The sequence below is a fragment of the Natrinema versiforme JCM 10478 genome (genome assembly GCF_000337195.1).
GTDB lineage: Archaea > Halobacteriota > Halobacteria > Halobacteriales > Natrialbaceae > Natrinema > Natrinema versiforme.
Genome location: NZ_AOID01000018.1, coordinates 1 through 25,769, shown reverse-complemented (window position 1 = coordinate 25,769; position 25,769 = coordinate 1). Strand labels below are relative to the sequence as shown.

General features: G+C 64.5%; 26 protein-coding genes. 12 read left to right on the top strand and 14 right to left on the bottom strand.

Annotated features, from left to right (window positions below):
- The first annotated feature begins 75 nt into the window (after positions 1–75).
- Positions 76–1,413 (top strand): glutamine synthetase family protein, encoded by a 1,338-nt coding sequence (locus C489_RS05470; protein WP_006430170.1) that lies wholly within the window; start codon positions 76–78, stop codon positions 1,411–1,413.
- A gap of 6 nt (positions 1,414–1,419) precedes the next feature.
- On the opposite strand, the gene C489_RS05465 is transcribed toward C489_RS05470, so the two are convergent.
- From C489_RS05465 to C489_RS05440, 6 genes are all read right to left on the bottom strand, one after another.
- On the bottom strand, positions 1,420–2,166 hold the full coding sequence (locus C489_RS05465) for a helix-turn-helix domain-containing protein (protein WP_006430169.1): 747 nt from the start codon (positions 2,164–2,166) through the stop codon (positions 1,420–1,422).
- Between the two features lie 172 nt (positions 2,167–2,338).
- Positions 2,339–3,142: an ABC transporter permease gene (locus tag C489_RS05460; RefSeq protein WP_006430168.1), complete on the bottom strand. Its 804-nt coding sequence runs from the start codon at positions 3,140–3,142 to the stop codon at positions 2,339–2,341.
- On the bottom strand, positions 3,139–4,083 hold the full coding sequence (locus C489_RS05455; RefSeq protein WP_006430167.1) for an ABC transporter permease: 945 nt from the start codon (positions 4,081–4,083) through the stop codon (positions 3,139–3,141). Before C489_RS05455 ends, C489_RS05460 begins: the two co-directional genes overlap by 4 nt.
- The gene (locus C489_RS05450; RefSeq protein ID WP_006430166.1) at positions 4,083–5,159 is read right to left on the bottom strand and encodes an ABC transporter ATP-binding protein; all 1,077 of its coding nucleotides are present in this window, start codon (positions 5,157–5,159) and stop codon (positions 4,083–4,085) included. The genes C489_RS05455 and C489_RS05450 overlap by 1 nt, the downstream gene beginning before the upstream one ends.
- 52 nt (positions 5,160–5,211) lie before the next feature.
- Positions 5,212–6,450: an ABC transporter substrate-binding protein gene (locus tag C489_RS05445; protein ID WP_006430165.1), complete on the bottom strand. Its 1,239-nt coding sequence runs from the start codon at positions 6,448–6,450 to the stop codon at positions 5,212–5,214.
- A 298-nt stretch (positions 6,451–6,748) separates the two neighbouring features.
- Positions 6,749–6,988 carry a DUF5816 domain-containing protein gene (locus C489_RS05440; RefSeq protein WP_006430164.1) on the bottom strand — a complete coding sequence of 80 codons (240 nt, stop codon included), beginning with the start codon at positions 6,986–6,988 and terminating at the stop codon, positions 6,749–6,751.
- Positions 6,989–7,179: 191 nt separating this feature from the next.
- Between C489_RS05440 and C489_RS05435 the strand changes: the two genes are divergently transcribed.
- Positions 7,180–7,590 (top strand): universal stress protein, encoded by a 411-nt coding sequence (locus tag C489_RS05435; protein ID WP_006430163.1) that lies wholly within the window; start codon positions 7,180–7,182, stop codon positions 7,588–7,590.
- Between the two features lie 31 nt (positions 7,591–7,621).
- Here the strand turns inward: C489_RS05435 and C489_RS05430 are convergent, their stop codons facing one another.
- Positions 7,622–8,065: a universal stress protein gene (locus C489_RS05430; protein ID WP_006430162.1), complete on the bottom strand. Its 444-nt coding sequence runs from the start codon at positions 8,063–8,065 to the stop codon at positions 7,622–7,624.
- 104 nt (positions 8,066–8,169) lie between these two features.
- Complete coding sequence (locus C489_RS05425) at positions 8,170–9,198, bottom strand: mechanosensitive ion channel family protein (RefSeq protein ID WP_006430161.1); 1,029 nt, start codon at positions 9,196–9,198, stop codon at positions 8,170–8,172.
- A 139-nt stretch (positions 9,199–9,337) separates the two neighbouring features.
- Here C489_RS05425 and trmB point away from each other — a divergent pair, with 139 nt between their 5' ends.
- The 8 genes from trmB to C489_RS05385 all read left to right on the top strand — a co-directional run bounded on the left by trmB (position 9,338) and on the right by C489_RS05385 (position 18,080).
- On the top strand, positions 9,338–10,405 hold the full coding sequence (gene trmB, locus C489_RS05420) for an HTH-type sugar sensing transcriptional regulator TrmB (RefSeq protein WP_006430160.1): 1,068 nt from the start codon (positions 9,338–9,340) through the stop codon (positions 10,403–10,405).
- Positions 10,406–10,679: 274 nt separating this feature from the next.
- A complete protein-coding gene (locus C489_RS05415) occupies positions 10,680–12,146 on the top strand; it encodes an extracellular solute-binding protein (RefSeq protein WP_006430159.1) in 1,467 nt (488 codons plus the stop codon).
- Entirely contained in the window at positions 12,136–13,173 is a 1,038-nt protein-coding gene (locus C489_RS05410) for a carbohydrate ABC transporter permease (protein ID WP_006430158.1), read from the top strand. Before C489_RS05415 ends, C489_RS05410 begins: the two co-directional genes overlap by 11 nt.
- Positions 13,173–14,204: a carbohydrate ABC transporter permease gene (locus C489_RS05405; RefSeq protein WP_006430157.1), complete on the top strand. Its 1,032-nt coding sequence runs from the start codon at positions 13,173–13,175 to the stop codon at positions 14,202–14,204. The genes C489_RS05410 and C489_RS05405 overlap by 1 nt, the downstream gene beginning before the upstream one ends.
- Positions 14,205–14,210: 6 nt before the next feature.
- Positions 14,211–15,398 carry an ABC transporter ATP-binding protein gene (locus C489_RS05400; protein WP_006430156.1) on the top strand — a complete coding sequence of 396 codons (1,188 nt, stop codon included), beginning with the start codon at positions 14,211–14,213 and terminating at the stop codon, positions 15,396–15,398.
- Between the two features lie 162 nt (positions 15,399–15,560).
- The gene (locus C489_RS05395) at positions 15,561–16,628 is read left to right on the top strand and encodes a Gfo/Idh/MocA family protein (protein WP_006430155.1); all 1,068 of its coding nucleotides are present in this window, start codon (positions 15,561–15,563) and stop codon (positions 16,626–16,628) included.
- 93 nt (positions 16,629–16,721) lie between these two features.
- Positions 16,722–16,967 (top strand): DUF7127 family protein, encoded by a 246-nt coding sequence (locus C489_RS05390; protein WP_006430154.1) that lies wholly within the window; start codon positions 16,722–16,724, stop codon positions 16,965–16,967.
- 144 nt (positions 16,968–17,111) lie between these two features.
- Positions 17,112–18,080 (top strand): sugar phosphate isomerase/epimerase family protein, encoded by a 969-nt coding sequence (locus tag C489_RS05385; RefSeq protein WP_006430153.1) that lies wholly within the window; start codon positions 17,112–17,114, stop codon positions 18,078–18,080.
- 35 nt (positions 18,081–18,115) lie between these two features.
- On the opposite strand, the gene C489_RS05380 is transcribed toward C489_RS05385, so the two are convergent.
- Complete coding sequence (locus tag C489_RS05380) at positions 18,116–18,391, bottom strand: HalOD1 output domain-containing protein (protein WP_049890639.1); 276 nt, start codon at positions 18,389–18,391, stop codon at positions 18,116–18,118.
- 190 nt (positions 18,392–18,581) lie between these two features.
- On the bottom strand, positions 18,582–19,988 hold the full coding sequence (locus tag C489_RS05375; RefSeq protein WP_006430151.1) for a cryptochrome/photolyase family protein: 1,407 nt from the start codon (positions 19,986–19,988) through the stop codon (positions 18,582–18,584).
- Positions 19,989–20,301: 313 nt separating this feature from the next.
- Here C489_RS05375 and C489_RS05370 point away from each other — a divergent pair, with 313 nt between their 5' ends.
- Complete coding sequence (locus C489_RS05370; protein WP_006430150.1) at positions 20,302–21,462, top strand: tubulin/FtsZ family protein; 1,161 nt, start codon at positions 20,302–20,304, stop codon at positions 21,460–21,462.
- A 78-nt stretch (positions 21,463–21,540) separates the two neighbouring features.
- Here C489_RS05370 and C489_RS05365 read toward each other — a convergent pair whose 3' ends face one another.
- Positions 21,541–21,981 (bottom strand): hypothetical protein, encoded by a 441-nt coding sequence (locus C489_RS05365; RefSeq protein WP_006430149.1) that lies wholly within the window; start codon positions 21,979–21,981, stop codon positions 21,541–21,543.
- Positions 21,982–22,319: 338 nt separating this feature from the next.
- Between C489_RS05365 and C489_RS05360 the strand changes: the two genes are divergently transcribed.
- Positions 22,320–22,505: a hypothetical protein gene (locus tag C489_RS05360; protein WP_006430148.1), complete on the top strand. Its 186-nt coding sequence runs from the start codon at positions 22,320–22,322 to the stop codon at positions 22,503–22,505.
- Between the two features lie 37 nt (positions 22,506–22,542).
- Here C489_RS05360 and C489_RS05355 read toward each other — a convergent pair whose 3' ends face one another.
- From C489_RS05355 to C489_RS05345, 3 genes are all read right to left on the bottom strand, one after another.
- A complete protein-coding gene (locus C489_RS05355) occupies positions 22,543–23,250 on the bottom strand; it encodes a 6-hydroxymethylpterin diphosphokinase MptE-like protein (protein ID WP_006430147.1) in 708 nt (235 codons plus the stop codon).
- A gap of 296 nt (positions 23,251–23,546) precedes the next feature.
- Positions 23,547–24,740, bottom strand: coding sequence for a dihydropteroate synthase (gene folP / locus C489_RS05350; protein ID WP_006430146.1), 1,194 nt, complete (start codon positions 24,738–24,740; stop codon positions 23,547–23,549).
- A 92-nt stretch (positions 24,741–24,832) separates the two neighbouring features.
- Positions 24,833–25,696: an AMP-binding protein gene (locus tag C489_RS05345; RefSeq protein ID WP_006430145.1), complete on the bottom strand. Its 864-nt coding sequence runs from the start codon at positions 25,694–25,696 to the stop codon at positions 24,833–24,835.
- Positions 25,697–25,769 lie beyond the last annotated feature (73 nt).

Here is a 25,769-nt window from a genome sequence, read left to right as displayed (position 1 = left end):
TAACGGCACAACTACTGTCGGATCGCGCCCCAATGTGAGGGTTTAACCCAATCGCGTCGCCTCTCTCCGAGTATCATGGGTTCGAACCGCGCAGCGAGCGAGTACGACCGGGTACGAGTGCTGTGGACCGATCTGAACGGCATCGCCCGCGGAAACGTCGTTCCCGCATCGAACTTCGAACGGCAACGCGAGGACGGGTTCGGATTCGCAGCGGGGGTCGCGGAGTTGACGCTCGAGCAAGGGCTTCTCGAAGATCCATCGTACGGTCCCGAGAGCGGGGATATTGTCGCTGTCCCGGACTCGGAGCCACCGATACCGGTCGCGTGGCGCGAGGGAGTCGGCCTGGCGTTTGCCGATCTCACGCGTGTCGATGGAACCGCGTTCGATCTCTGTAGCCGCAGCGCTCTCGGCCGCGTGATCGACACGCTCGAAGCGACCGGATACGTTCCACAGGTCGGGATCGAACTCGAATTTTCGTTGCTTCGTCCGACCGATGACGGCGGCTACGAACCGTTCAACGACCGAAGCTCGTACGCGATGGACGCGCTCGATCAGGCGGCGGACCTGATCGAGGACTGGTCCGAGGCGATGGGGGCCGCCGGGTTCGAGGTGACGTGTGTCCATCAAGAGTCCCAGCCCGGCCAGTACGAGGTCACCTTCGAGCACGGTGATCCGGTCGAAGTCGCCGACGGGGTCGCGTTCTTCCGGCACATGCTCACGTCGGTGTCCAGTCAGCACGGGCTGAAGGCCTCGATGATGCCGGCCCCCTATACGGGAGCGGACGCCAACGGACTACACGTTCACCTGAGCCTGTGGGACGATACGCTCGAGACGAACGCGTTCGCGGCCGAGACGACCGAGCTCGAGTTCCCGTCGGGAACGCGGCCAGCCGGCGGTGGGATTTCGACGGTTGCACGACACGCCATCGGCGGGCTCCTCGCGCATTCGAACGCGCTTACCGCCGTCTGTGCGCCGACGGTCAACTCCTATCGGCGCTTGCGACCCGGTTCGTGGGCACCGGTTTCGATCGCGTGGGGGCCGGACAACCGATCGACCGTGCTCCGCGTGCCCCCGCATCTGGGCCCCGCCACTCGTCTCGAGTTCCGCCTCCCCGATACGTCGTGTAATCCGTATCTCGCGCTCGCTGCCGTTCTCGCCGCCGGGCACGACGGTATCGAAACCCAGCGCGAGCCGCCCGCACCGACGACGGGAAACGCCTCACAAGAGGATCACGAACGGCTCCCGCGAACGTTGTGGGCCGCACTCGACCACCTCGAGGACGACGACATCTTGGCCCGCGAACTGGGCGAACCTCTCGTCGACTCGTTCGTCTCGATAAAGCGGGACGAGTTCGACAGATATCAGGGCGCTGTCTCCGAGTGGGAACGCGAAACGTATCTCGACGCGTTCTGAGCCGGCTCAGGTATGAGATGGGGCGTACTCGTCGGTCGCGGTGTCTCCGGTAGTCGGGCCGGCGTCGGTCAACAGAGGTAACACCGCCTCGAGTATCTTCGCTTCGGACCGACGGAGGTGTTTCCCGACGGTCGACGTGTTCGCCGAGTCCGTCTCGGCGAGCGTTTCGATACTACAGGCTCGTGGGGAGTCGTAATAGCCGTGTTCGATCGCTCGAGCGAGGACCTCTCGCTGTCGGGGGGAAAGGCTCTGGACGGCCTGCTTGATATCGGTCAGCCCGGTGAGTAGCCCGTCGAGTTCGGGCGCGCCGAGGGAATCGACCGTGATCGAGCCGAGACCCCGGAGTTCGTCGTGGGCTTGGCTCACCGCTTCGTTCGTCGGGACGATCACGCTCCAGTGTTCCTGCCCGTCCGCAACGGTCGCCGGAACGGTCGGGAAACACCGGTTTCGAAGGAGGACGTTCAGGACCGGTTCGGCGTCGTCGTCGTACTCGCCGACGAGCGAGACGTACGCGTTTTCACTCGCCTCGTCGTATTGGAGCAGTTGCGCCGTCGTCATCACCGGATGATCGCCGAGCCACGCGACGAGTTCGTCGATCACCGATTCCCGAACGTTGTTGAGTTCGATCATCGTGATACTGCTCCCGAGTAACCGGTAGGAGTAGATGATCGTCGCCGTGACATCCGGAAACGACTCGTTTATCGTCTCGGTCCAGCAGCCGTCGTGTCGTATGTAAAACGTGTATTCGAGCACTGTCGTGGCCCCGTTAGATTACATCCGTAACTGATTCGGGAACTATATACACATTTCGACCACCAATTCGAGCACACATTATATTATATATACGAATTTGGGCAATATGGGAACGAATGTCCGTTCGGGAATATGGGGCGGGATCGCGCGGCGGTCCGATCGGGAACCTCCGCTACGTCTCGGATCGCAACTCCATAACGACCGCGACGAGGAGCAAGAGAAGCGACACGTAGAAGATCATCGAGGCGAGCGCCGGAACGACCGGCGTAAAGCCCTGTGTCATTCGCCCGTGAATCCACGTCGTGATGGTGATCTCCGACCCCTTGAGATACGAGACGATGTAGTAGTTGTTCCACGAGAGGACGAACGCGAAGATGCCGCCCGAGACGATTCCGTTCGCGATCAGCGGTAACAGCACGTCTTTGTAGATCGTGAGCGTGTCGGCACCGAGATCGCGGGCCGCCTCCTCGAGGTTCGGATCGACGCCGAGTGCACTGATCGAGACGACGAACATGACGATCGGTGAGATCCAGACGGTTTCACCGACGATCGCCGGCACGATACCGTAGCCGAGGCCGGTCACGCTCGCCCACATCGACATCCCGAGTCCGAGCAGGATCAACGGGAAGAAGATCGGCAGGAGCGCGACGATCTTGAAGTACTCCCGACCGGGGAACGAATACCGCGTGTACGCGATCGCCCCCGCCGTGCCGATAACGGTGCTGAGAATCGTCACCGGAACCGAGATTCGGATCGTCGAGTCGACGGCGGACTGGACGCTGGTCGACGTCAGCGCGTTGCGGTACCACTCGAGCGTGAACTCGAACGGCAACGAGAAGGTCTGGCCGCTATCGAACGACGCGATGATGAGGCTGAGCAACGGCGTCATCAGGAACGCGATGATGAGTGCGAGGTAGCCGTACCAGAGCCCGGTCGAAATGCGGGGGAGCCGCGAGCGGTTCGATCGCGCGCTCATCTGGACCCACCTCGTGAAGCGATTTCGGTCAGGTCGATCGTCCGCAGGATTACGACGCCACAGACCGTCGTGATGAGCAACAGGCCGACGGCTTGTGCCGAGCCGAGCGGCCAGTTCTGTGAGTAGCCAAACGAGTAGCTGATGTTACTCGCCGCGGTGTAGATCGTTCCCCCGCCGAGCAGTTCGGCTTCGACCTCCGCCCCGAGGCTCAGGACGAATACGAACAGCGAGCCGATGATGACCCCCGGTTTCGACAGCGGGAGGATGACATCGACGAACTGTTTCGTCCGTCCGGCTCCGAGGTCCGACGCCGCTTCGAGGAGCGACTCGTCGATCGTGCTGATCGAGAGGTAGATCGGAAACAGCATGTAGGGAAGGTAGACGTACACCGTTCCGAGAACGACGGCGCTACGGGTGTAGATGATCGACGGGGCGTTCAATCCGACGCTCCCGGCGAGGAGGTCGAAAACGCCGTCGTTGATCAAGAACAGCACCCAGCCGTAGACGCGAATGTTGACGCTCGTAAAGAGCGGAATGATGAGCGCGATCAGTATGGGGAGTTTGAACCGGCGAACTTTCGTCGCGAGCGCGTAGGCGGCGGGATAGGAAACGACGAACGCGACGACCGTCGTCAGCGCACTGATAACGATCGTGTTGAGCGTCACCTCCCCGTAGACACCCTCGCCGCTGAGCGTGCCCTGTACGATCTCCCGGTAGGCCTCGAGCGTCCAGTCGGCCACGGAAAGCGAAATCACGTTCTCGGTCTGTACCGAGAACAGAACGATCGCGACGATCGGACCCACGAACATGAACGCCAACAGCGCGAGCAGCGGAAGCATGAGCCCGCCGGGCGGGCCCAACGGAGAGGCCGACGCGAGCCGGCGACCGGGCCGGTCGATAGCCGCCGGGACCTTCGAGCGAACGAATTCCCGGACCGACATCAGGAGCCGCCCCCGGGAAGCACGTGCGTTTTCTCTGGGTCCCACTGTAAGTACGCCTCGTCGCCGTCCGTCAAACCGATCTCCGAAACCCGATCGAGCGATATTTCCGAGACGTACTCCTCGTCGTCGCGTGTCCCCTTCGCCTCGACCAGCGCCGTGTTCCCCTTGTTGAGAACGTTTGCGATGGTCACGGGAATCCCGATCTCGGTCTCGAGTGCGGGGGTGACGACGGTGTCGTCGTGACGGACGACCAGATACTCCGGATCAGGCCGGTCGGCAGGCCCGTACGGGAATTCCCGCGTCCCCTCGAGTGCGTGGTGGTCGAGACGAACCGCGTCGTCGGTTCGCTCGACGACATCGATCGGAAACACGTTCGCGTCGCCCATGAACTCCGCGACGAACGTGTCGACCGGCTCCTGATAGATCTCGTCCGGGCTGCCACGCTGAATGACGGACCCGTCGTCGATGACGAACAGTTGATCGCTCATGATCAACGCCGACTCGAGCGAGTGAGTCACGTAGACGAACGTCGTGTTCAACTCGGCGTTGAGCTCGGTTAGTTCGCGCTGGAGTTTCTTTTGCAGCACGTAATCGAGCGATGCGAGCGGTTCGTCGAGTAACAGGATGTCGGGCTCGTACGCGAGCGACCGCGCGAGCGCGACGCGTTGTTTCTGTCCGCCGCTGAGATCGCTCACCGGCTTGTCGGCGTACTCCTCGGGATCGAGTCGAACCTGCTCGAGCAGTCGCTCGACCTGCCCGTTCGGTTCCAGGTCCCGCGCTTCGATCGGAAACTCGATGTTTTCCGCGACGGTCATGTGCGGGAACAGCGACCACGACTGGAACACGAGACTCGTCGGTCGACGCTGTGGCGGGGAGTCGGTGATGTCGATTCCGTCGAGTTCGATCCGCCCCGCCGTCGGCGACAGATGGCCGGCGAGCATTCTGAGGAGGGTCGATTTGCCACACCCGCTGGGGCCGACGATCGTCGCGAACGATCCCGATTCGATCTCGAACTCGACGTCTTCGACGGCGACGTTCGATCCGTACTCCTTTCGTAAGTTAGCAGCTTTAAGCATCAGTTAGTGCGTGATTTCGATGAATTCTAGTTGCGGTCAGGTCCCTCGCAGTTCACATCCTCGTCTTCGCTTCGCGCCAGATCGGTTCGAACTTCTCGAGGTCGGGAACGCCTTCGTAGAACACCGATTGTTCGATGATGTCCTCGATCTCGTCGATCCGGAGGACGCGACGCTGTTCGTCGTTGTAATTGTCCCACGCGGTCTGGTGGGGGACGACGTTCGTCCCGCCCGAGTCCGGCCAGGACAGTTCCAGGGCATTTTCGCCCCGCATCATGTAGGCCATGTAGTTGTCCGAGACGTTCGGCTGGGGGCCCTTGACGAACGACGTCGATTCGACCCAGATGATCGAGCCTTCGTCGGGAACGACGGCCTCGAATTCGTAATTGCCGTCTCGACGGAGCGAGCCGTTGATCCAGTTCCCGCTGATGAATCCGATATCGATTTCGCCGGAGGTCAGCGCCTGATTCATCGAGGCGAAGTCCGTCAGGAGGGTCGACGCGTTATCGAAGAGGTCGAAGGTCGCCTGCCTGACCTGTTCGATTTCCTCGTCGGTGTGTTCTTTGAACGGGTCGATCCCTTCGCGGAGCATGATGACCTGAATTCCCCAGAACATCAGATCGTAGATCCCGACGTCGTACTGGTCGGACCACGCGATGTCGTAGGACTGGTAGTCGGACTCCGCGACGGTATCCGTGTTCACCGCGAACGACGCCCAGCCGAACCGTTGGGGGAACGTGTATAGCGTCCCGTCGGCGTCGAAGGTGTAATCGTCCTCGTTGACGAACGCGTACTTGTAGCCGTTCTCGGGCTGGAAGAGGTCGATATACTGATCGAACGTGTACGGTTTCCAGCTCTCGTAATCGATCGGACGGATCAGTTCGGCTTCGGCGAGGCGGGGGACCCACGCCATATCGAACGTACACTGTTCGAACTGCCGCCATTCACCCGACTGCAGGCGGTTGAACGCCTGCGCGTTGTCGGTAAACAGGTCGATATTCGTATTGGCGTTGAACTGCTCGCGAAACGGCCCCTGGACGTTCTCCGCATCGTATCCTGTCCAGGTGAGATGAGCGAGTGTTTCGGACGAATCGCGTTCGGTCTCCGACGGCTCGTAGAGCGCCGGGTGTTCCTCCGCGGGAACCTCGGCGAGTTCGTCGGTTTGCCACGGCTCGGCCCCTTCTATTTCGTCGCCGCCGCCGAGACAGCCGGCCAGCGCAGCGACTCCCGACGCCGCTGCACCGCCGACGCCACGGAGCACGGCGCGGCGATCGAACGACGGCCGGTTTACCATCGCTTTTCCTCGATAGTCTCTATTCCTTTCGAGAACTGAACGGAATTGCTTTCAATACCCGTAATTGGGATCATACATACTCCTTATTCACATTTCACTTGTCGATTATGGCGTACATCCCCGACTATTTATATAGAAGAAAATATCGAACACACGAGATCGCGTGTGAGCCGCTGTCGCCGGTCAGTTGTACGAGCCGGCATCGACCGTGCGGACACCGTTGCGTCGAGATCGGGAACGATTGTACCGACGATATCGCTGTTCCCCAAGGGTTCTGGAAAAACGGACGTGGCCGACGTTACTCGTGGGCGGCGTCCCACTCGGTGGGCTTGCGGAAGTTACCACACCGGTTGCACTTGATGCGGCCCATCGAGTCCATCGCGTTATCCAGACTCTCGCAGTTCGTACAGAACCAGCCGTACCGGCGCTCCGCGTCGGAGGATTCGAAGGCGACGAGAAACGCCCCCTTCGATCCCCTGTCGCCGTCCGTCTCCGAAATGTAGACGGTTTCGCCGTCGTCGGTCGACAAGGTTTGCATGCTGGCCGTTCGTACGCTCGCTCCCGGTAAATGACTGTCTGTCCGGGTCGGATTCGCCGCCACGAGCCACAAGCCGTGCCGAGTCGGCGTTGAAATTCGACCACTGGTACTGGTCATCACATGAGACAGGTTCCCGGGGTAGACTGTCCGTACTGAAAGGTTTACCCGGCCGGAAAACGTTCGAACGGCTAATGTCGTTGGTCGTGGTTCCCGTTCGGTATCCGTTGTCAAAGCATTCGCGGCGAACGCTCGAGCAGGCTATCGAGGTCGCTCGCGAGCGCGAGGCGGCGTTGACGATACTCCACGTCGACCTCTACCAGAACGGGAAGAAAGTGACGCGTATCGACCTGAAAAACGCCGTCGAAAACGCGTTCGGTCGCGTCGAGCGGGCTCGCTACGTCGTCCGAACCGGCTTTCTCGTCGAGGAAAGTATCCTCGACGAAGTCGGCGCGGAGCGGGCCGATGCCGTCGTCATCGGCAGCAAACAGGCGAGTCGCCTGCGGCGGATCTTCCAGCGCTTTACCGACAACCCGGATATCGACCGCTACCTGCGGAGTCACCTCGACTGCGAGGTCATCACGGTCGAAAGCGCACGTGCGTAATCTCCGTTCTACTTCGTAGTCTCCACTCACCTCACTCGTTTTCGCCCGCGTTGCGGACGACGAACACCGGGATTGAGGCGTTGTCCACCACTCGCTCCGAGACGCTTCCCAGCGAGGTCACCTTCTCTCGCGGGCTCTTGCCCCGCGTCCCGATGACGATCAGGTCGATCCCCTGCTCGTCGGCGTACTCGAGGATCGCCTTCGAGGGAGTCCCCTGTCGCACGTCACTGACGGTCTCGAGGCCCTCGGCGGTCGCCTGCTCCTCGACGGTGGCGACGGCCTCCTGGCCCTCGTCCTCGAGCGAGTGCTCGAGGTCGGTACTGGTGTCTTCGTCGGCGGCGGCGGTGACGCGACTGTCGACGACGTACAGCGCGTGGACCGTCGCATCGTTGTCCGCGGCGATCGGTAAGCCGTGGGCGAGCGTCTCGGGCACCGTCTCGCTACCGTCCGTGGGAATGAGAATGTCGTCGTACATCTGTCGGCTGACTTCGAATTGAATCGGCGGTGGCATAAAACACCCCCACGAGATCGGACGCGATCGAACCCGATCAACGGTGTTCGATCGGGCGAAAACCGTCGTCAACGATCGGCCGGATCGGTGGGACTCTCGCTCGGATCGACCCGATCGCCCGGCTCGACCCGATCGCCCGGCTCGACGGGCGAGCCCGCGGCCGGTCGCTCGAAGCCGGAGTCGTCGACGGACACCCGCGCGACGCCGCTCGAGTCGTCGAAGACGTGGTGGCGATGCGGGTAGGCGAACTCGACATCGAGGTCCGCAAAGCGCTCGCCGATGGCCGTTTGGACCGCAGAGCGAACGACCACCTGTTTGTAGGGGTGGTTCATCCAGAAGTAGACCTCAAGGAGGACCCCGTTATCGCCGTACTCGTTGATGACGCAGTTCGGTGCCGCGGCGTATCGCGCGCTGCCGATCCGGATGTCCGGGCCGCCGGAGATGACGTTGTCGACGCCCCGGGCGGCCCGCTCGGCGGCCTGTCGAGCGGCCTCGAGGTCGCTGTCGTAGGTGACTTCGAAGCCGACCGAGATCCGCGTGCGTTCGTCCTCCGCGGAGTAGTTGATAACGTCGCGCGCGTGAATCTCGGAGTTGGGGATGACGATAAAGGAATTCTGCAGCGTGAAGATCTTCGTGTAGCGGATCGTGATGTCCTCGACGAACCCGCGGTGGCCGGCGTCGGTGACCTCGATCATGTCGCCGATCTCGTAGGGGCGGTCGGCCAGCACGTAGAGGCCGTTGATCAGACTGCCGACGAGCGGTGCGAGGACGATCGCGATCACGGCGGAGATAACGGTCACCGACAGGAGGATCTGGGTGCTGCCGACCCCGATGATCCCGGCGGCGACGGTCCCGGCCCAGACGAGGACGGTCACTTTGATCCCGCGCAAGACGGTTCTGGTGACACTCGGCCGCTCGATCCGGCGAGCGACCGTGCGGCCGGCGAGCCGAACGGCGAGTTTCGAGAGGTACCAGCCGGCGACGAGGACGACGAGTGCGAGGACGATTTCGACCGCCTGTTGGGGGACCCACGTTGGAAGTTCGGTCGTGATGTCCTCGGCGATCGAGCGGCCGTCCGATTGGAGGACCCCGCGCATACCAACAGGCTCAGGCCCGGTGTGGTTAAGCGTTCTGACCGTCAGTCTCAGGCACCGATACCGAAACAACCCGATTTCGAAAACGCGTGCTACTCGATGTATAATAAATCATTTAGCGGTCGGGGACATACGGTCCCGTATGGCACCAGACGAACTTCGCTCGACCGTCGAACGCGTCGGTGATCGGTTCAATCTCGGCGAGTACGAGATCGACGCCTACCTCACCGTGTTAGAGCAGGGCCAGCTCACGGCGAGCGAGATCGCGGACCGAACGGATATTCCCCAGCCGCGAGTCTACGACACCGTCCGCAGCCTGAGCGACCGCGGACTGGTCGAACTGCGCGAGTCCCGCCCGATGAAGGTCGTCGCGATCGACCCCGGCGAGGCCTTCGACGACGTCCAGACCTCCTTCGAGCAGATGATCTCCGAACTCGAGGCCCGATACACCGCGCCGGCTCGCGACACGGAGGCCGTCTCGCTGGTCAAATCCCGGTCGACGATCCTGCGCTACTTGGAGGAGGTAATCGACGCCGCGGAGTTCGAACTCTCCCTGTCGCTGACCCCGGACCTGCTGACTCGGTTCGAGGCGGAACTTCGCGCGGCCGTCGAGGCCGGCGTGAGCGTCGACCTAATCGTGACGCCGGCGACGGAGGCACCCGACCCGTCGGAGTTTGAATACGGCGAGGTCGCGTCGACGGCCCGCGCCCGGCGGGGGATCACGACGCCGGTCATCGCCGTCGCCGACGGCAACTACTCCGTCTACGCGACCCAAGACGCGCTGCGCGACGATCAGGACCGGTACGGCGTCATCTTCAACCGGTCGGCGCTCGGCTTTCTCATCTCCGGCTTCTTCGGGACCGTTCTCTGGACGACCGCCGAGCAACTGCTCGGAGAGGACGATACTGCCCGGACCTACCCCCGGAAGTACGCGTCCATCCGGCGCTGCGTGAAAGACCTCCTCGACGAGGGCGGCGAGTTCTACGCGACGATCGACGGCCGGGATGTCGAGGTCGGCGGCCAGCGGATCGTCCGTGGGCGCGTCCGCGACATCTCCTTCGAGGTCAGCGAGGAAGTCGCCAGCCTGACTATCGAAACCGAGGACGGCGAGGATGTCTCCGTCGGCGGTCGCGTCGCCGCCCTCGAGGACGTCGAAGCCCACGAGATCCGCATTGGTCGGAACGAACCGCCGGCGCTCGAGGACGACTGATCGCCGCGTCGAAATCACTCGCCGGAAGCCCGTTCGAAACGACTCCCCGTGACTCGGGCCGCTGAGTGGTAGGCCGTCGGCCGGCAGGTGCCGGCCGCGATCGGCAATCGAGAATTAGCGACTCGTTCACGGATCTTACCGAGTGCGAGCCGACAGCGTGGGTCGCCGGACTCGTCGATGGGTGACCGTAACCGAAACGATAGTCGAACACTCACACTTTATTACCATATTTATAGCTAACAATTAAGGCGGAGAACGTGGTCCGTTGCCGCGCATGGAACGCGATACCGCCGGCCGACGCGACCGCTCCCGTCTCAGACGGCGGTCGTTCCTGAAAGCTGCCTCGGCGTCGACAGCGGGAGCGGTCGCCGTCACCGGCTGTCTCGGTCGGGGTCGCGAACCGGGGACCGTCGTGATGACCGCTGCCACGGACGTCCAGGCGATCATGTACAGCGACGGCGACGATGCCTCGGTCCAGCAGGCGCTCTGGGACGCCGGCCTCGACGAGGATATTCGCGTCGAGATCCAAACCGTCGTCAGCGACTCCGCGTCTCGGATGCAGACCACCCAGTCGGCGCTCGAGGCGGGTCGCTCACCGCCGGACATCCACATGATGGACAGCGGCTGGACGGTGCCGTTTATCCTCCGGAACCAGACGGTCAACCTGACCGAACGCTTCTCCGAGGACACGCTCGGGTACGTCACCGACAACTACATGGAGGCGATCCTCGAGACGGCGCGCGATCCCCAGAGCGGGGATCTCCACGGCCTGCCCCTGTTCCCGGACCTCGGGTTTACCCTCTACCGGCAGGATCTCATCGAGGACGCTGGCTACGACACGAGCGGTTGGGGGACCGATCCGCCGCGCTGGGAGGAGTTCGCGTCGGCGATCCGCGACGCGAGAGACCAGGTCGGACTCAACTACGGGCTCACGACGCAAGCGGCCGCCTACGAGGGGTTGTCCTGCTGTACGTTCAACGAGGTGATGACCTCGTGGGGTGGGGCCTACTTCGGCGGGACCGAGAACCTGTTTACCGCCGGCGAACGGCCGATCACCGTCGACGATCAGCGGGTTATCGACGCGATCCGGATGATGCGGTCGTTCATCGAGGGCGAGGAGGAGAACACCCTCGAGGGCTATCCCCAGATCTGTCCGTCGCCGATCGTGCAGTGGACCGAACAGGAGTCGCTCAGTCCGTTCGCGGACGGCAACGCCGTCTCGAACCGCAACTGGTCGTACGCCATCGCGGAGACGGGCACGGAGGACGCCTTCGGCGAGAATCTCGGCGTGATGACGCGGCCGTACGCGACCTCAGCGGAGGAGGCCGAGTACGAGGGTACCGGCGGCACCGTCGCGGCGCTCGGCGGGTGGAACCTCGTGGTGAGCCCCTTCTCGGACCGACAGGAGGAGGCGATCCAGGTCCTCGAGGCGTTCGCGAGCGAGGAGGTCATGCTCACCGTCTTCGAACTGGGAGGCTTCCTCCCGCCGAACCTCGATCTCGTCGAGGAGGCCAGCACGGACGACGTCGGGCCCGTCGCTCGGTACGGCGACGTGGTCCAATCGGCCAGCGAGAACGCGGTTCCGCGGCCGGCGACGGACCTCTGGCCGGAACAGTCGGCGCTGATCTACCAGGAGGTTAACGCGGCGTACCGCGGTGCGAAATCGCCCGCGGGGGCGATGAACGACCTCGCAACGGAACTCGAGCAAAGCGAATCGGAGGTGGGAGACAATGGCAACTGATACCGAGACGGACGGATTGGCCGGCGGCGAGTCCGGGACGGATCGAGATCGGACCGGCAACGCCGTTATCAACTGGATGGAGAACCTGAGCGAGGCGGCGTACGCCTACCTCCTGTTGCTCCCCGCGTTCGTCCTGCTGGCACTGATCGCGTTCTACCCGCTGCTCCGGACGTTCGTCATGTCGTTGCGAGCCGACCAGACCCGCGGACTGGAGCCGCTCGGGCAGTTCGTCGGCGTCGAAAACTACGTCGACATCCTCACCGGGAACGCCCGGCTGGCCCGGCAGTTCCTCGACGTGGGCCTGACTTCGTCGTTCCCCTTCATCGAACTCGGGACGCCGTTCTTCCAGCAGGCGCTGTTCGTCACGCTCGCGTTCGCGGTCATCAGCGTCGTCGTGGAGACGGTGATCGGGTTCGGGCAGGCCTACGTGCTCGATCAGGACTTCCGGGGGCGGCGGTGGGTCCGCGTGGCGATCATCCTCCCGTGGGCGGTCCCGATCGTGATTCAGGGGATGATCTTCTTCCTGCTGTTCCAGCCGACGGTCGGGTTCGGCTCCGACCTCATGCAGAGCCTCGGGATCTTCAGCGGGACGCCGCTCGCGAACAGCCGGGACGCCTTCATCATCATCCTCGTGGCCGACATCTGGAAATCGTCGGCGTTCATGGCCCTGCTGATCCTCGCGGGGCTCCAGAGCGTCGACCGGAGCCTGTACGACGTCGCGCGCGTGGCCGGGGCCTCGCCGTGGCAGCGGTTCAAACTGATCACGCTCCCGCTCGTGATGCCGGCCCTGCTGGTCGCGATGCTGTTCCGAACGATGGACGCGATGCGGGTGTTCGGACTGATCGAGTCGACCGCGGGCTGTACGACCGTACCGTCGCTGACCTGCCTCGTCGTCGAGGCGATGTTCGGCGGCACGCGCATCTACGCGACGGCCGCCGCCGTGGCGTTCGCGACGGCGCTCGTGATCGGCCTGATAATCGGCGGCTACGTGGTCCTGTTCCGCGACACCGACGGAGGAATGTACTGATGAGCGATCCCAGAGACTCCACCGATCCGACCGACGCTGGTGACACCGAGACCGAACCGCCCCGCGATCCGACGCTCCGCCGCCCCGACGGCGGCGCGGTCCTCGAGGACGACCGCGACGCGGAACTCGACCGCGGGCCGTTCCAGCAGTGGGTCGCCGACTCCATCTCCAACCCCGAACGGGTCTACCGGGCGATGTTCTACGTCGCCGCGGTCTTCTTCCTGTTCACGACGCTGTTCCCGTTCTACTGGCTTCTGATGGTCGCGCTGACGCCGGAAGGCCAGCTGCAGGACATCGTCTTCACGCCCAACGGCTTCAATCCGGGCGCGTTCGTCGAGGTCTTTCAGGTCATCCCCTTCCACGTCTACATGTTCAACAGCTTCGTGATCGCGTTGGCCTCGACGGTCGTCGTCCTCGTCGTCGCCAGCCTCGCGGGCTACGCCTTCGGCCGCCTCGATTTCCCCGGCCGCACACCGCTGATGCTGTTAGTGCTGGTCATCTCCTTCTTCCCGCCAGCGGCCTTCTTCATCCCCCTGAACGACCTCTTCAACACCTCGTTTTTCTTCCTCGAGCCGATCACCGGCGACGGCACCCTCTATAACACGCCCTTCGCGCTCGTGACGCCGCTGTCGGCTATCTTCATGCCGCTGGCGATCTTCATTCTGACGACGTTTTACTCACAGATTCCGGACGGGTTAGAGGACGCGGCCCGCGTCGAGGGGACGACCCGGCTGGGCGCGCTGTTCCGGGTCATCATCCCGCTGTCGGCACCGGGCGTCGCGACCGCGGGCGTGTTGACGTTCATCGCCGTCTACAACGAGTTCTTCTTCTCGTTCCTGATGACCGATGGGCAACCCGAGAACTGGGCACCCATCCTCGACGGCATCCTCGCCTATCAGGGGCAGTATCAAGTGATGTACCACCTCATGGCCGCCGCGAGCATCCTCGGGGTGATCCCCGTCGCGATCCTCGTGGTCATCGCACAGGAAAAGATCGTCAGCGGCCTGACCGCAGGCGCACTCAAGGAATAACACACAATGGCACGAGTACGACTCGAAAACGTCACGAAACGCTACGGAGAAGAGACCGCAGTCGACGACATCAGCCTCGAGGTCGAGGACGGCGAGTTCGTCACGCTAGTCGGCCCCTCGGGCTGTGGAAAGTCCACGACGATGGAGACGGTCGCGGGGTTGACCCGGCCCACCGAGGGCCGGATATACATCGGCGACGACGATGTGACGACTCTCGCACCCAAAGACCGGGGCGTCGCGATGGTCTTCCAGAACATCGCGCTGTTCCCGCACATGGACGTCTACGAGAACATCTCCTTCGGGCTCCGTCTCCGGAAGTACGACGACGAGGAGGTCAGACGCCGCGTCGAGCAGGCGGCGGACATCGTCCAACTCGAGGGGATGTTAGACCGGATGCCGGCGGAGATGTCCGGCGGCCAGCAACAGCGAGTTGGCATCGCCCGCGCGATCGTTCGCAACCCGGACGTGTTCCTGATGGACGAGCCGCTGGCGAACTTAGACGCGAAGCTGCGGGTCCACATGCGGACGGAACTCCAGCGGCTCCACCGGGAGCTAGACGCGACGGTCATCTACGTCACTCACGATCAGGCCGAAGCGATGACGATGTCCAATCGGATCGCCGTGTTGAACGACGGCCGGCTCCAGCAGATCGCCGCACCGCTTACCTGTTACAACGAGCCCACCAACCTCTTCGTCGCCGGCTTCATCGGCTCCCCGTCGATGAACTTCGCCGAGGGTCAACTCGTCGAGAACGGCCTCGAGACGAACAATTTCACCGTGAACTTCGATCCGACCCAGGTGCCGGGGGTGACGGTCGGCGACGACGTAACGCTCGGGATTCGACCCGAGGACGTCCATCTGACGCGATTCGCCGAGACGGTCGGCTCGCCGACGGACCCGATCGGGGCGCGAACCGACGTCTTAGAGCCAATGGGCGACGAGGTCTTCGTCTACGTCTTACTCTCCGAGGCCGCGACGGGGTCGATGGAGCAAGACCCCGCCACGTCGCCGAACCAGTTGCTGATGAGCGTTACCCCCGACACGGACATCGAGGCGAACCAAGAGATCAACGTCGTCCTCGATCGATCGAAGATCCACCTCTTCGATACCGCGACCGGCGACGCGTTAGTCCACGGCATCACCGACCTCTCGGACCGAGAATCCGGGACCACACCGACGGAAGCCGACAGCTAACTCGTCTCGCTCGAGGGCACTCGAGTCCCCGTCTCCGAGTCGACTCGCCGACCCGCCGCCTCGTTTGGCGACGGACGGAAGTTGCTCGAGTCAAAGGATTCAATATAGCGGTCATGGGTGTATCAGTCCGAACCGACCCGGCAGTTCCAGACTCACAGGGAAATGACAGTGAACCGATCCGACATCGAAACCGGCATCGTTGGCCTCGGCAACATCGGCCAGTACCACGCCGAGCGGCTCGTCGACCTTGGCGTAACGCTCGCCGGCGGGATGGACATCGCCGCCGAGGCGCGAACGCGCTTTGCCCGACGGTACGACGTCGACGTCTACGACGACCACCAGGAACTCTACGACACCGTCGACGCCGTCATCATCACGACGCCCAACAAGTACCACGAGGAGTACGCGGTCGACGCCTTCGACCGGGGGCTGCACGTCCTGCTCGAGAAACCGCTTGGGCACTCGATCGAGAGCGCCGAGCGGATCGCCGAGGCGGCGGATGCGTCGGACGGCTACGCGATGGTGGGTTTTAACAATCGGTTCGCGAACACCGTCCGGATCGTGCGAAACCGGATCGAACGGGGCGACCTCGGCGACGTCTCTCACGTCGAGGCGAACTACGTCCGGCGGCGCGGCATCCCGGGCCGGGGCTCGTGGTTCACCCGCCGACAGATCGCCGGCGGCGGCGCGCTGATCGACCTCGGCGTCCACGCCATCGACCTCGCGCTCTACCTGCTCGACTACCCCGAGGTCGAAGAGGTAAGCGGCGTCGCCCGCAGCGAGTTCGGCTCCCGCGAGAAGTACGCCTACCTCGACATGTGGGCCGACGACGCGGGCCCCGCCGGGTTCGATGTCGATGACTCGGCCAGTGCCTTCATCCGCTGTGCCGGCAACCGAACCATCTCCCTCGAGGTGGCGTGGGCGACCAACCGGCCGGCGACCCACGAGTTCGTCGCCCGCGGCACCGACTCGGCCGCCCGGTTCGACCTCCTCGAGGGCGATCTCACCGTCCACTCGGCGAGCAAGGGCGAGCCCGACCACCTCGAGGACACGTCGATCGAAACGCGACAGAACGACACCCACTCCGACGAGCAACGGGAGTTCTTCGACCGGATCGCCGGCGAGGAGGATCGCGGCAACAGCGTCGAGGAGGCGCTGACGGTCCAGCGGGTCATCGACGGGATCTACCGCTCGAGCGATGAGGGCCACACCGTTTCGATCGACGAGTAAGGTATCAACGGATCGGCGGCTGCCGGGGCACCGCGTCTCGAGCGGGCAATCGCGCGCACGACGTTTACGGCGGGGAGTCACGAACGGGCGACCATGGACACACCGCCAGAACTGCGACACGTGGCCGGCGACGAGGACGAGATCACGATCAGCAATCGCGAGTACGAAGACGAGAGCGTCATCGCGGTCGACTTCGGTCCCACCGGCGAGAAGCCGACGGTCGACGTCGTCGACGAGACGGCGATCGTCACCGTCGGCGAGAAACAGTTCGAGTTCGACGTCCCGGCGGGGGCGACCGATGTCATCGTCAACGACGGCATTCTGACCATCAGGGGCTGACAATCTCTCGAGGACGGTCGACTCGAGTGGCCCATACTCGAAGGCCTCGAGTCCAACTCCGACGAAACCCGACCGGCGCTCGGCGACCCATCGTCAGCGAACGCACCCTGCGTCTTTACTTGTCCGGCTGTGGACGCTGTTTCCATGGAGATCGGCGTTCACACCCCGCCGCTGGCCGACGAACCGCTCGAAAGCGCGCTGCCCTATCTCGACGGACTCGGCGTCGGCGCGATCGAACCCGGCGTCGGCGGACATCCGGGACAGGACCACCTCGAGCGGGCCGCGTACCTCGATAACGAGAGCGAACAGGCCGAACTGCGCGATCTGCTCGAGGAGTACGACATGGAGATCAGCGCGCTCGCGATCCACAACAATCCGCTCCATCCCGATGAAGAGCGGGCCGAGACCGCCGATACCGAACTCCGCGAGGCGATCCGGCTGGCGTCCCAACTCGAGGTGGGAACCGTCACCTGTTTCTCGGGGCTGCCCGCAGGCGGGCCGAACGACGAGGTGCCAAACTGGATTACAGCCCCGTGGCCGCCGGAACACGCCGACGCGCTCGAGTACCAGTGGGAGCGGGCGATCGACTACTGGGGCGAAATCGCCGATGTCGCCGCCGAACAGGCGGTCGATATCGCCATCGAAATGCACCCGAACATGCTGGTCTACGAGCCCCACGGGATGGCGGGGCTGCGCGAGGAAACCGGCGAGCGAATCGGCGCGAACTTCGACCCCTCGCATCTCTACTGGCAGGGGATCACGATCACCGACGCGATCCGGTATCTGGGCGAGCGAGATGCCATTCATCACGTCCACGCCAAGGACACCAAGATCTACGACGCACAGGCCCGCGAGAAGGGCGTCTTGGATACGACCGCCTACGACGACGAGCAAAACCGCTCGTGGCTCTTCCGCTCCGTGGGGTACGGCCACGACGAGACCCACTGGAAAGACATCGTCTCGACGCTCCGCATGGTCGGCTACGACGGCGCGTTGAGCATCGAACACGAGGACTCGCTGACCAGTTCGCGCGAGGGCCTCGAGAAGGCGATCGATCTGCTCGAGCGGGCGGTCTTCGAGACCCAGCCCGGCGAGGCCTACTGGGCCGAGTGAGCCGACCGCCGGCGTTCCGGAGACCAGTACTCCGGTCAGCGGAGGGGGTGGACCTCGATATCGCCCCCGGGGCGGACGACGACCTCGTACCCCTCGTACTCGAGCCGGACCGCCACGCCGCTTGCGGTCCCGGTCGTGGTGTGGAACAGTTCGTCGAGCGCCTCCGGGTTGACGACCGTAAACAGCGAGTCGTAGGCCGGCGGCTCGACATCGGTGACGTCGACGCCCTCCTCGGCAGCGATCGCCTCGATGATCGCTTGGGTCGGCGACACCTCCCCATCGGGCGACGACATGTTGTCCGAAGTGGACATACTAGCTGCTATGAGGGTCCACGGGATAAGGGTGATGGCAAATATAATAGTTATATTCCCAGCCGTAATATCACGAGCCGGAATCAATACGAGAGGGGCAACAACTGGCGACAGCCCCGACGGCTCTCGCTTGCCGAGTGGATCAGCAGTTGTCAGGGACATCAGCGGAACTCGAGCGGACCGATTCGCGCTATGACCCCTCGCCGCGTGCGCGTTCGAACATCGCGATGGCCTGCTCCCGGCGGGTCCCGTGGTCGACGATCGGGGCCGGGTAGTCGGGGGCGATCCGCTCTCGGTCGTCGTCGGACAGTTCGTGCCAGTCGTGGATATCGTCGGCGGGCGCGTCGGCGAGTTCGGGCACGTACTCGCGGATGTACTCGGCGTCGGGGTCGTACTCGCGGCCCTGTTTCATCGGGTTGAAGACCCGAAAGTACGGCTGTGCGTCGGTCCCCGTCGAGGACGCCCACTGCCAGCCGCCGACGTCGTTTGCGGTGTCGTGGTCCGCCAGCGTCCGGCGGAACCAGTCGTAGCCGGCCCGCCAGTCGAGTAGGAGGTCCTTGGTCAGGAACGCGGCGACGAGCATCCGCACGCGGTTGTGCATCCATCCCTCGCGCCGGAGCTGGCGCATCCCGGCGTCGACGATCGGATACCCCGTCTCGCCGGCCTGCCAAGCGGCGAGCGCGTCGGGATCCTCGCGCCATTCGATCTCGTGTTCGTACCCGCTGAAGTTCTCGGTGACCGTCTCGGGGTTGAACGCGAGGACGTGGGCGTAGAACTCCCGCCACGCGAGTTGGCGCTGGAACTCTCGGACGCTCTCGCGGTTGCCGTCACCCTCGGCCCGCTCGGCGGCCCGTTCCGTCGCCGCGTACAGCTCCCGCGGGCCGATCGTCCCCCACTTCAGCTGCGGCGAGAGCCGGGACGTCCCGCTCTCGGCCGGGAAATCCCGCCGCTCGACATAGTCGTAGATCGGCCCCGAACAGAAGTCAGCGACCCGCTCTCGAGCCGCCGCCGTCGTCACCGTCGGCGGCGTCGCCGCGGGCTCGTTGAAGCCGAGCGCCGCGAGTGTCGGGGTCGGCTCGCCCGAGACGGCCGCGAGGTCGTCCGCGGCGGGTTCGGCGGCCGGGTCGCGCTTGTCCCGGTCGCGCCACTTTGTCCAGAAGTAGGAGAACACCGAGTAGTGCTCGCCCTGGTTCGGCGTGATCGACCCCGGTTCGTGATGGATGGCGTCGTGGACCGACTCCGCAGCGATGCCCTCCTCCTCGAGGGCCGCCCGGACGGCCCGATCGCGCTCGCGTGCGAGTCCGCTGTAGTCTTCGTTCCAGACGACTCGCGTCACATCGTACTCGGCCGCGATCTCGGGAACGACGGCGCTCGCCTCGCCGCGGACGACCAGCAGGTCGCTCTCTCGGTCCCGATACCACGACCGCAGGTCCTCGAGCGCCTCGAGCAGGCACGCGACCCGGACGGGCGAGGCGTGCTCGAGGACGGTCGGATCGAGGACGAAACACGGGACGACGGACTCGTCAGTCGCCGCGGCGCGTGCGAGCCCTCGGTTGTCGGTCGCCCGGAGATCCCGGCGATGCCAGAAGACGTTCACGGTCGCAGTCGGGACTCGAACACCGAAAGAATGGGGATGCCGGCGAGTGAAAACGACCCGCGTCGCCGACGCGAAATGCCACCGGCGACCGCAGCGGACACTCATGGTCTGATGACTGTAATCGACTACTGAATGTACTCACTACCGAATGGTAATGACTTGATGAGTGTCTTTCCATCACGTATACGGCGACCATAACAATAGACGCGATCGTCGACGCTCGAGTCGTGGAACCCGTTCCCATCCCGGCCGCGGCGGCCGGTCCTCGCTGATCGGTCGCGGTCGCGCCGGGGAACGGCCACGACAGACAGCTATGAAACTCGCACTCATCGGCTTCGGTCAAGCAGGCGGGAAGGTAGTCGACGAGTTCCTCGCGTTCGACGCCTCGATCGGCGGCGGCTTCATCGAATCGGCGATCGCGGTCAACTCGGCGACGACGGACCTCAAGGGACTCGAGAACGTATCGGAGACGAACCGCGTCCTCATCGGACAGGCCCGGGTAAAGGGCCACGGCGTCGGCGCGGACAACGAACTCGGCGCGGAAGTCGCCGAGGAGGACATCGACGAGATACAGGGCGCGATCGACCGGGTGCCGGTCCACGAGATCGACGCGTTCCTCATCGTCGCCGGCATGGGCGGCGGCACCGGGAGCGGCGGCGCGCCGGTCCTCGCGAAACACCTCCAGCGGATCTACACCCAGCCGGTCTACGGCCTCGGCATCCTCCCCGGGACCGACGAGGGCGGGATCTACACGCTCAACGCCGCCCGGTCGTTCCAGACGTTCGTCAACGAGGTCGACAACCTGCTCGTCTTCGACAACGACGTCTGGCGCAGCGCCGGCGAATCCGTCGAGGGCGGTTACGACCGCATCAACCGCGAAATCGTCGAGCGCTTCGGCCTCCTCTTCGCCGCCGGCGAGGTCGATCAGGGCGACCACGTCGCCGAGAGCGTCGTCGACTCGAGCGAGATCATCAACACCCTCTCGGGCGGCGGCGTCTCCACGATCGGCTACGCCAGCGAGGTCGTCGAAACCGACGACGGCCTGCTCGCCTCGCTGACCGGCGACGACGGCTTCGACGAAGGCGCGGCGACGAACCGGATGACCAGCCTCGTCCGCAAGGCCACCCTCGGCCGACTCACGCTGCCGTGTGACGTCGGCAGCACCGATCGGGGGCTGGTCGTCGCCACCGGCCCGCCGGGCCAGCTCAACCGCAAGGGCGTCGAGCGCGGCCGCCAGTGGCTCGAGGACGAGACCGGGAGCATGGAGATCCGCGGCGGCGATTACCCGATTCCCCACCGGGACGAGGTCGGCGCGATCGCCCTGCTGTCGGGCGTCACGGACGTACCGCGGATCGACCAGCTCCAGCAGGTCGCGATCGAGGCCCAGGAGACGACCGAAAACGTCCGCGCAACCGCCGAAGACGACTTCGCGTCGCTGATGGACACCGGCGGCGAACTCGACGCGCTGTTCTAAGCCCGCGGTGGACGAGTTCTTTGCTTCGGAGTAGCCGAGAACCGGCGTAACTTGTCGTACCGGAAAACGCCTCTCGAGTCAGTTCCGCGTCTCGGACGGGCCGACGAGGGTGTCGACCGCCGAGCGGAATCCGGGACTCTCGCGGTACCACAGCCAGCAGCCGACGCCGGCGGTGAGTAGCGAACCCACGATCAGTCCGATCGTCGACGCCAGAAATGCGGTCGATCCGTCGCCCGAGACGGCGAAGACGTTCGCCGGGTTGTCGTGAATGAAGAAGAAGTACGTGACGAACCACGCGTTCGTGAGCATCGTCGAGACCAACACCGGTGCGCCGTACGCGTAGTTTCGCACCCAGAGCAACCCGATCGCGACCAGCGGGCCGACCAACCCGACGATGGCGATAAACGCCGGTTGGCCCTGCGTGAGCGGGGCCGCGACCGTCGACTGAGCGAGGCCGAACAGCGCGCAGAGCGCCAAATAGACGAGAAACGGCGTCGTGACGATGATTCGTTGATCCACGTCGTATCGTGGTGACCTGTTCGTCTTAACTGTTATTCCCGGATCCTCGAGGGGACCGCGGTCGCTCGTGGGGACGATCACGTCGAGGCAGTGATCACGTCGCGATGACGATGGCTCCGCACGCTTGCTCGAGGGAAGACGCGGCAGTTCCTGGCTGAGGAAGCCCCCACCGAGCGGCTGACGACTGACTCGAGGGGGGGCGAGACGTATCACGAAGGCGAACCGCAGGCCAGCGCTGCGATTATAGGAACCGATTACCACGGCCGCGACTGCTCGGCGCTCGTGTCACTCACGATAACGAGACAATAACGAATTATGAGATTCACAACGGAACGGCCATGAGGGGTCAGAAGAACGACACCACGTCGCAGTCGACGGTGCGGAAAGCGCTCGAGGCGGTGCTGTCCCGAGGGACCGATCGGACGATCATCGAGGAGTGCCGGCGGTGTGGCACCACCCTCGAGTCGACGACGGAGTGTCCGTCCTGTGGCGGCGACGACATCGTCGAGTATCGGATTCAGTGAGCGTGTCCATCGACTCCGGCAGCCGCCGGCTGGCGGCTCACCGAGACTCGAGCGGAATCGCGCTCGTCTCGATGGCGTCCCGTCGCCCGTCGAGCACGGCAAAGTGCTCGCCGCGGCGCGACTCGAGCCAGTAGAGGAGCCGCTCGGCCCACTCGAGTTTGCGTACTTTCATCGGGCCGACCGCGGGGTCGTCGAAGTCCCAGCCGACGAAGACGAGTCGGGCCGCGCCGAGGTGATCGGCGAGAAACGCGGCTCGATCGCCGTCGGTAAAGCCGCCCACGTTGCGGACCGGGCCGCGCGGTGCGGCCTGCGTCGTCGGCAGCACTGCCTCGTGATCGCAGTCGGGGACCACGTCGCGAATCACCTCGCAGTTGTCGCCGTGGGCGTGAATCGCGACCGGAACGCCGCGGTTCGTGAGTCGGACGACGGTCTCCGGGTTCTTGTCGAGGTCCGTCACCATGTAGTCGGCGTCGATCCCGTGGCTCGCGAGGGTATCGACCGCAGTCGAGGCGGCGACGACGACATCGGCTTCACGAGCGCGCTCGAGGTCGCGGTCGGTCTCGAGGGACGGCCCGGCACCCGCGACCGCGACGGTCGCGTCGGGACCGATAGCCAGCTCTGCGGGAGCAAGCGAGTCCTCGAGTAGCGATGCGAGGAGGTCACGCCCCCGCTCGTCGCCGGCTCGGTCGTAGCCGAAATCGCGGAGAATCGCCTCGTAGACCGGTTCCCACTCGTCGAACGTCATGGCAGATACCCGTACTCGCCGCTCGAGCCGTTTGTGTGTTCGGTGTCGACAGTGGTTCGTCACCGTTTGGGTCCGTTCGGATCGGTCGGCGATGGGGTCGCGTTGACTGCGCCGACAGCCCCGGCTAATCGGTTCGATATCCGTCAGTTCCTCGCGAAGGACCCAGTCGTCACTGGGCGATGTAGCACCACAATAATTCCGTGTTATGGGCCGGGGGTCGCCTCCAAAGTACCCCTACCCGGGAGGCCGCCCGGCGTCCACTCCCTCCTTTCGAAGCCTCCGGCATAAGCTTTCTCTTAACGCAGCAGTGTTGACAGCTTCGCCCCGAGACCGCCGATACTACCGTTTTCGTCCTCGAGACGTTCTGATACGTCTGAAATAGTTCTCGTGGAACCCATGAGCAGGAGATCGCCGTCAGACGCGCGTTGGACATCCGCGCCGTGTTCTGTCGCGACCGCGATCAGCCGCTCGCTCGCATCGGGATCGAGGCCCTCGATCTCGAGCAGGTGGGTCCGCCAGTCGTCGGCGAACGCGGGATCGACGCCGCGCTCCCTGAACTGTGCGCGGAACTCACGGGTCGAGTGAACATCGAGTTCGGAGACCGCGACCCCGTCGCCGGCGACGCTCGCGCGTTCGGTGAAGGCCTTCCCGATCAGCGCCGCGTCTCGCGTCTCAGCCACGTCGTGGGTCCGAATCACGTGTGCGCCGCGCTCGACGGCCATCGAGGTCGCCGCGAGACTGACCGGCAGCCGCTCGTCGGTCTCGCGGCCCGCGATCTCGCCGAGGAAGTTCTTCCGGTTGATCGAGACCAGCATCGGCCGCTCGAGCGCCCGAAACTCCCGCAGTCGCCGGAAGGTCTCGCGGTCGTCCTCGAGGGTCTGTGCCTCGCTCCAGCCGCCGAAGGCGGGGTCGACGATCGTCTTGTCCGTCAGTCCGTTCTGCGTGAGCGCCTCGTAGACCTGCTCGACGTAGTCGGCCCGTTCGGCCCACTCCGGCGACTTTCGGGCGGCCCAATCAGTTTCCTCGACGGCACCCGGCCGCTCTATATCCGGCGGGCTCGCCATCTTTGCGACGGCGACGTCGTGGTCCGCACAGACGGTCGGCATCTCGGGGTCTGCGAAGCCGCAGATGTCGTTGACCATGTCGAACCCCCGCGAGAGCGCCTCGTCGGCCACCTCGGCGTATCGCGTCTCGATCGAGAAGATCGCGTCGCCGGAGACGCTCTCGATGGTCTCGAGAGCGACGTGAAGCCGCTCGAGTTCCTCCTCGGCCGAGAGCACGTCGAACCGTTTGTTCGCCGACTCGAGGCCGATATCGACGATATCGGCACCCTCGTCGATCAGGGACTCGTCGACGTACCGTGCCGCCTCGCCGGGGTCGTCGTAGACGCTCGGGTCGTAGGGGGACTCCTCGCTGACGTTCAGGACGCCCATGATCCGGGGCGGATGGTCGTCACCGATCCCCAAGCCGGCGGCGTCGACGCTGTTCATACCCCGAGTGAGGAAGCGAGACAAAAAGGCACCGCGGTTCCGGCGAACCGGTATCGCCTCGCAGCGGGCTCACCCTCGCGACGGAGCGACGGTTACCGCGTCGACGCGGCTCGAGTGGCTTCCGTCCCCGTTGCGAGAACGATCTCGTCGTTCCGGGACCGTACCGGGACGCCGGTGGCGATCCAGCGATCGCCGTCGATCGTCTCGGTCGCCTCGTCGGTCAGGGCCGATCGCTCGAAGTAGCCGTCCATGAGCGCCGGGCCGGCGATCGCGAGTTCGTCGCCGTCGGCGCGCTCGCGGACTCGCGCTCGAACGTCAGCGAGCGGCGTCCCGATCGTCTCGGACTCGAGGTCGGCCGGCGTTCTGCAGTGGGTGAGTCCGGTCTCCGGGAGTCCGAAGAGTCGGACGGCATCGCCGACGCCACCGGTATCGCCCGGCTGTCCGCCGATCGCGGCCGACGCGGACTCGACGACGGTGAGGTCGTAGTCGTCGGCCGGCAGATCGCTCGCCCGGAGGTCGCGGTACTGCTGCGGGGTGAGGAACGTTCGATCGATGTCTGCTGTCACGATCAGCGAGCGAATCGTCTCCGAATCGGGCTCCGCGATCGGGTGGTAGCGCCCGCCCTCGGCGAGCGTCGCGCTCGCTCCGTACATGAATTCGATCGGGTTCGAGAGCGGGAGTCCGCTGCAGTGGGACGCGAGGTTCCCGGTCACGTCGTCCGTCTCCTCCCGGCCGAGCGACGCCCCAGCAGTCGCGGCGGCGGTGAGCGTCGCGTGGGTGTGGACGACCGCCAGTGGCGCTTCGTCACCCCGGTCGACGGGCGGCGCGGTATCCCGGTCGACGTACGCGATCAGTGCAGGTGCGTCGTCCGGTCGACGCACCACGTCGATTCCGGTCCGCGAGTTCGAGCCGTTCATGCTCCCGTCCTCGAGCAGCGACGAGAGCGAGACGCCCATCCGGGTGTCGGTATCGACGGTGACGGCGACGCGCAGCGCCTCGCTACCTGTCTCTTATACACATCTCTGAGCG

Coding starts and splice junctions, on each gene's coding strand:
- C489_RS05470 (WP_006430170.1), top strand. CDS start 76: ATGGGTTCGAACCGCGCAGCGAGCGAGTACGACCGGGTACGAGTGCTG.
- C489_RS05460 (WP_006430168.1), bottom strand. CDS start 3,142: ATGAGCGCGCGATCGAACCGCTCGCGGCTCCCCCGCATTTCGACCGGG.
- C489_RS05455 (WP_006430167.1), bottom strand. CDS start 4,083: ATGTCGGTCCGGGAATTCGTTCGCTCGAAGGTCCCGGCGGCTATCGAC.
- C489_RS05450 (WP_006430166.1), bottom strand. CDS start 5,159: ATGCTTAAAGCTGCTAACTTACGAAAGGAGTACGGATCGAACGTCGCC.
- C489_RS05445 (WP_006430165.1), bottom strand. CDS start 6,450: ATGGTAAACCGGCCGTCGTTCGATCGCCGCGCCGTGCTCCGTGGCGTC.
- C489_RS05440 (WP_006430164.1), bottom strand. CDS start 6,988: ATGCAAACCTTGTCGACCGACGACGGCGAAACCGTCTACATTTCGGAG.
- C489_RS05435 (WP_006430163.1), top strand. CDS start 7,180: ATGTCGTTGGTCGTGGTTCCCGTTCGGTATCCGTTGTCAAAGCATTCG.
- C489_RS05430 (WP_006430162.1), bottom strand. CDS start 8,065: ATGTACGACGACATTCTCATTCCCACGGACGGTAGCGAGACGGTGCCC.
- C489_RS05425 (WP_006430161.1), bottom strand. CDS start 9,198: ATGCGCGGGGTCCTCCAATCGGACGGCCGCTCGATCGCCGAGGACATC.
- trmB (WP_006430160.1), top strand. CDS start 9,338: ATGGCACCAGACGAACTTCGCTCGACCGTCGAACGCGTCGGTGATCGG.
- C489_RS05415 (WP_006430159.1), top strand. CDS start 10,680: ATGGAACGCGATACCGCCGGCCGACGCGACCGCTCCCGTCTCAGACGG.
- C489_RS05410 (WP_006430158.1), top strand. CDS start 12,136: ATGGCAACTGATACCGAGACGGACGGATTGGCCGGCGGCGAGTCCGGG.
- C489_RS05405 (WP_006430157.1), top strand. CDS start 13,173: ATGAGCGATCCCAGAGACTCCACCGATCCGACCGACGCTGGTGACACC.
- C489_RS05400 (WP_006430156.1), top strand. CDS start 14,211: ATGGCACGAGTACGACTCGAAAACGTCACGAAACGCTACGGAGAAGAG.
- C489_RS05395 (WP_006430155.1), top strand. CDS start 15,561: ATGACAGTGAACCGATCCGACATCGAAACCGGCATCGTTGGCCTCGGC.
- C489_RS05390 (WP_006430154.1), top strand. CDS start 16,722: ATGGACACACCGCCAGAACTGCGACACGTGGCCGGCGACGAGGACGAG.
- C489_RS05385 (WP_006430153.1), top strand. CDS start 17,112: ATGGAGATCGGCGTTCACACCCCGCCGCTGGCCGACGAACCGCTCGAA.
- C489_RS05380 (WP_049890639.1), bottom strand. CDS start 18,391: ATGTCCACTTCGGACAACATGTCGTCGCCCGATGGGGAGGTGTCGCCG.
- C489_RS05370 (WP_006430150.1), top strand. CDS start 20,302: ATGAAACTCGCACTCATCGGCTTCGGTCAAGCAGGCGGGAAGGTAGTC.
- C489_RS05360 (WP_006430148.1), top strand. CDS start 22,320: ATGAGGGGTCAGAAGAACGACACCACGTCGCAGTCGACGGTGCGGAAA.
- C489_RS05355 (WP_006430147.1), bottom strand. CDS start 23,250: ATGACGTTCGACGAGTGGGAACCGGTCTACGAGGCGATTCTCCGCGAT.
- folP (WP_006430146.1), bottom strand. CDS start 24,740: ATGAACAGCGTCGACGCCGCCGGCTTGGGGATCGGTGACGACCATCCG.
- C489_RS05345 (WP_006430145.1), bottom strand. CDS start 25,696: ATGGGCGTCTCGCTCTCGTCGCTGCTCGAGGACGGGAGCATGAACGGC.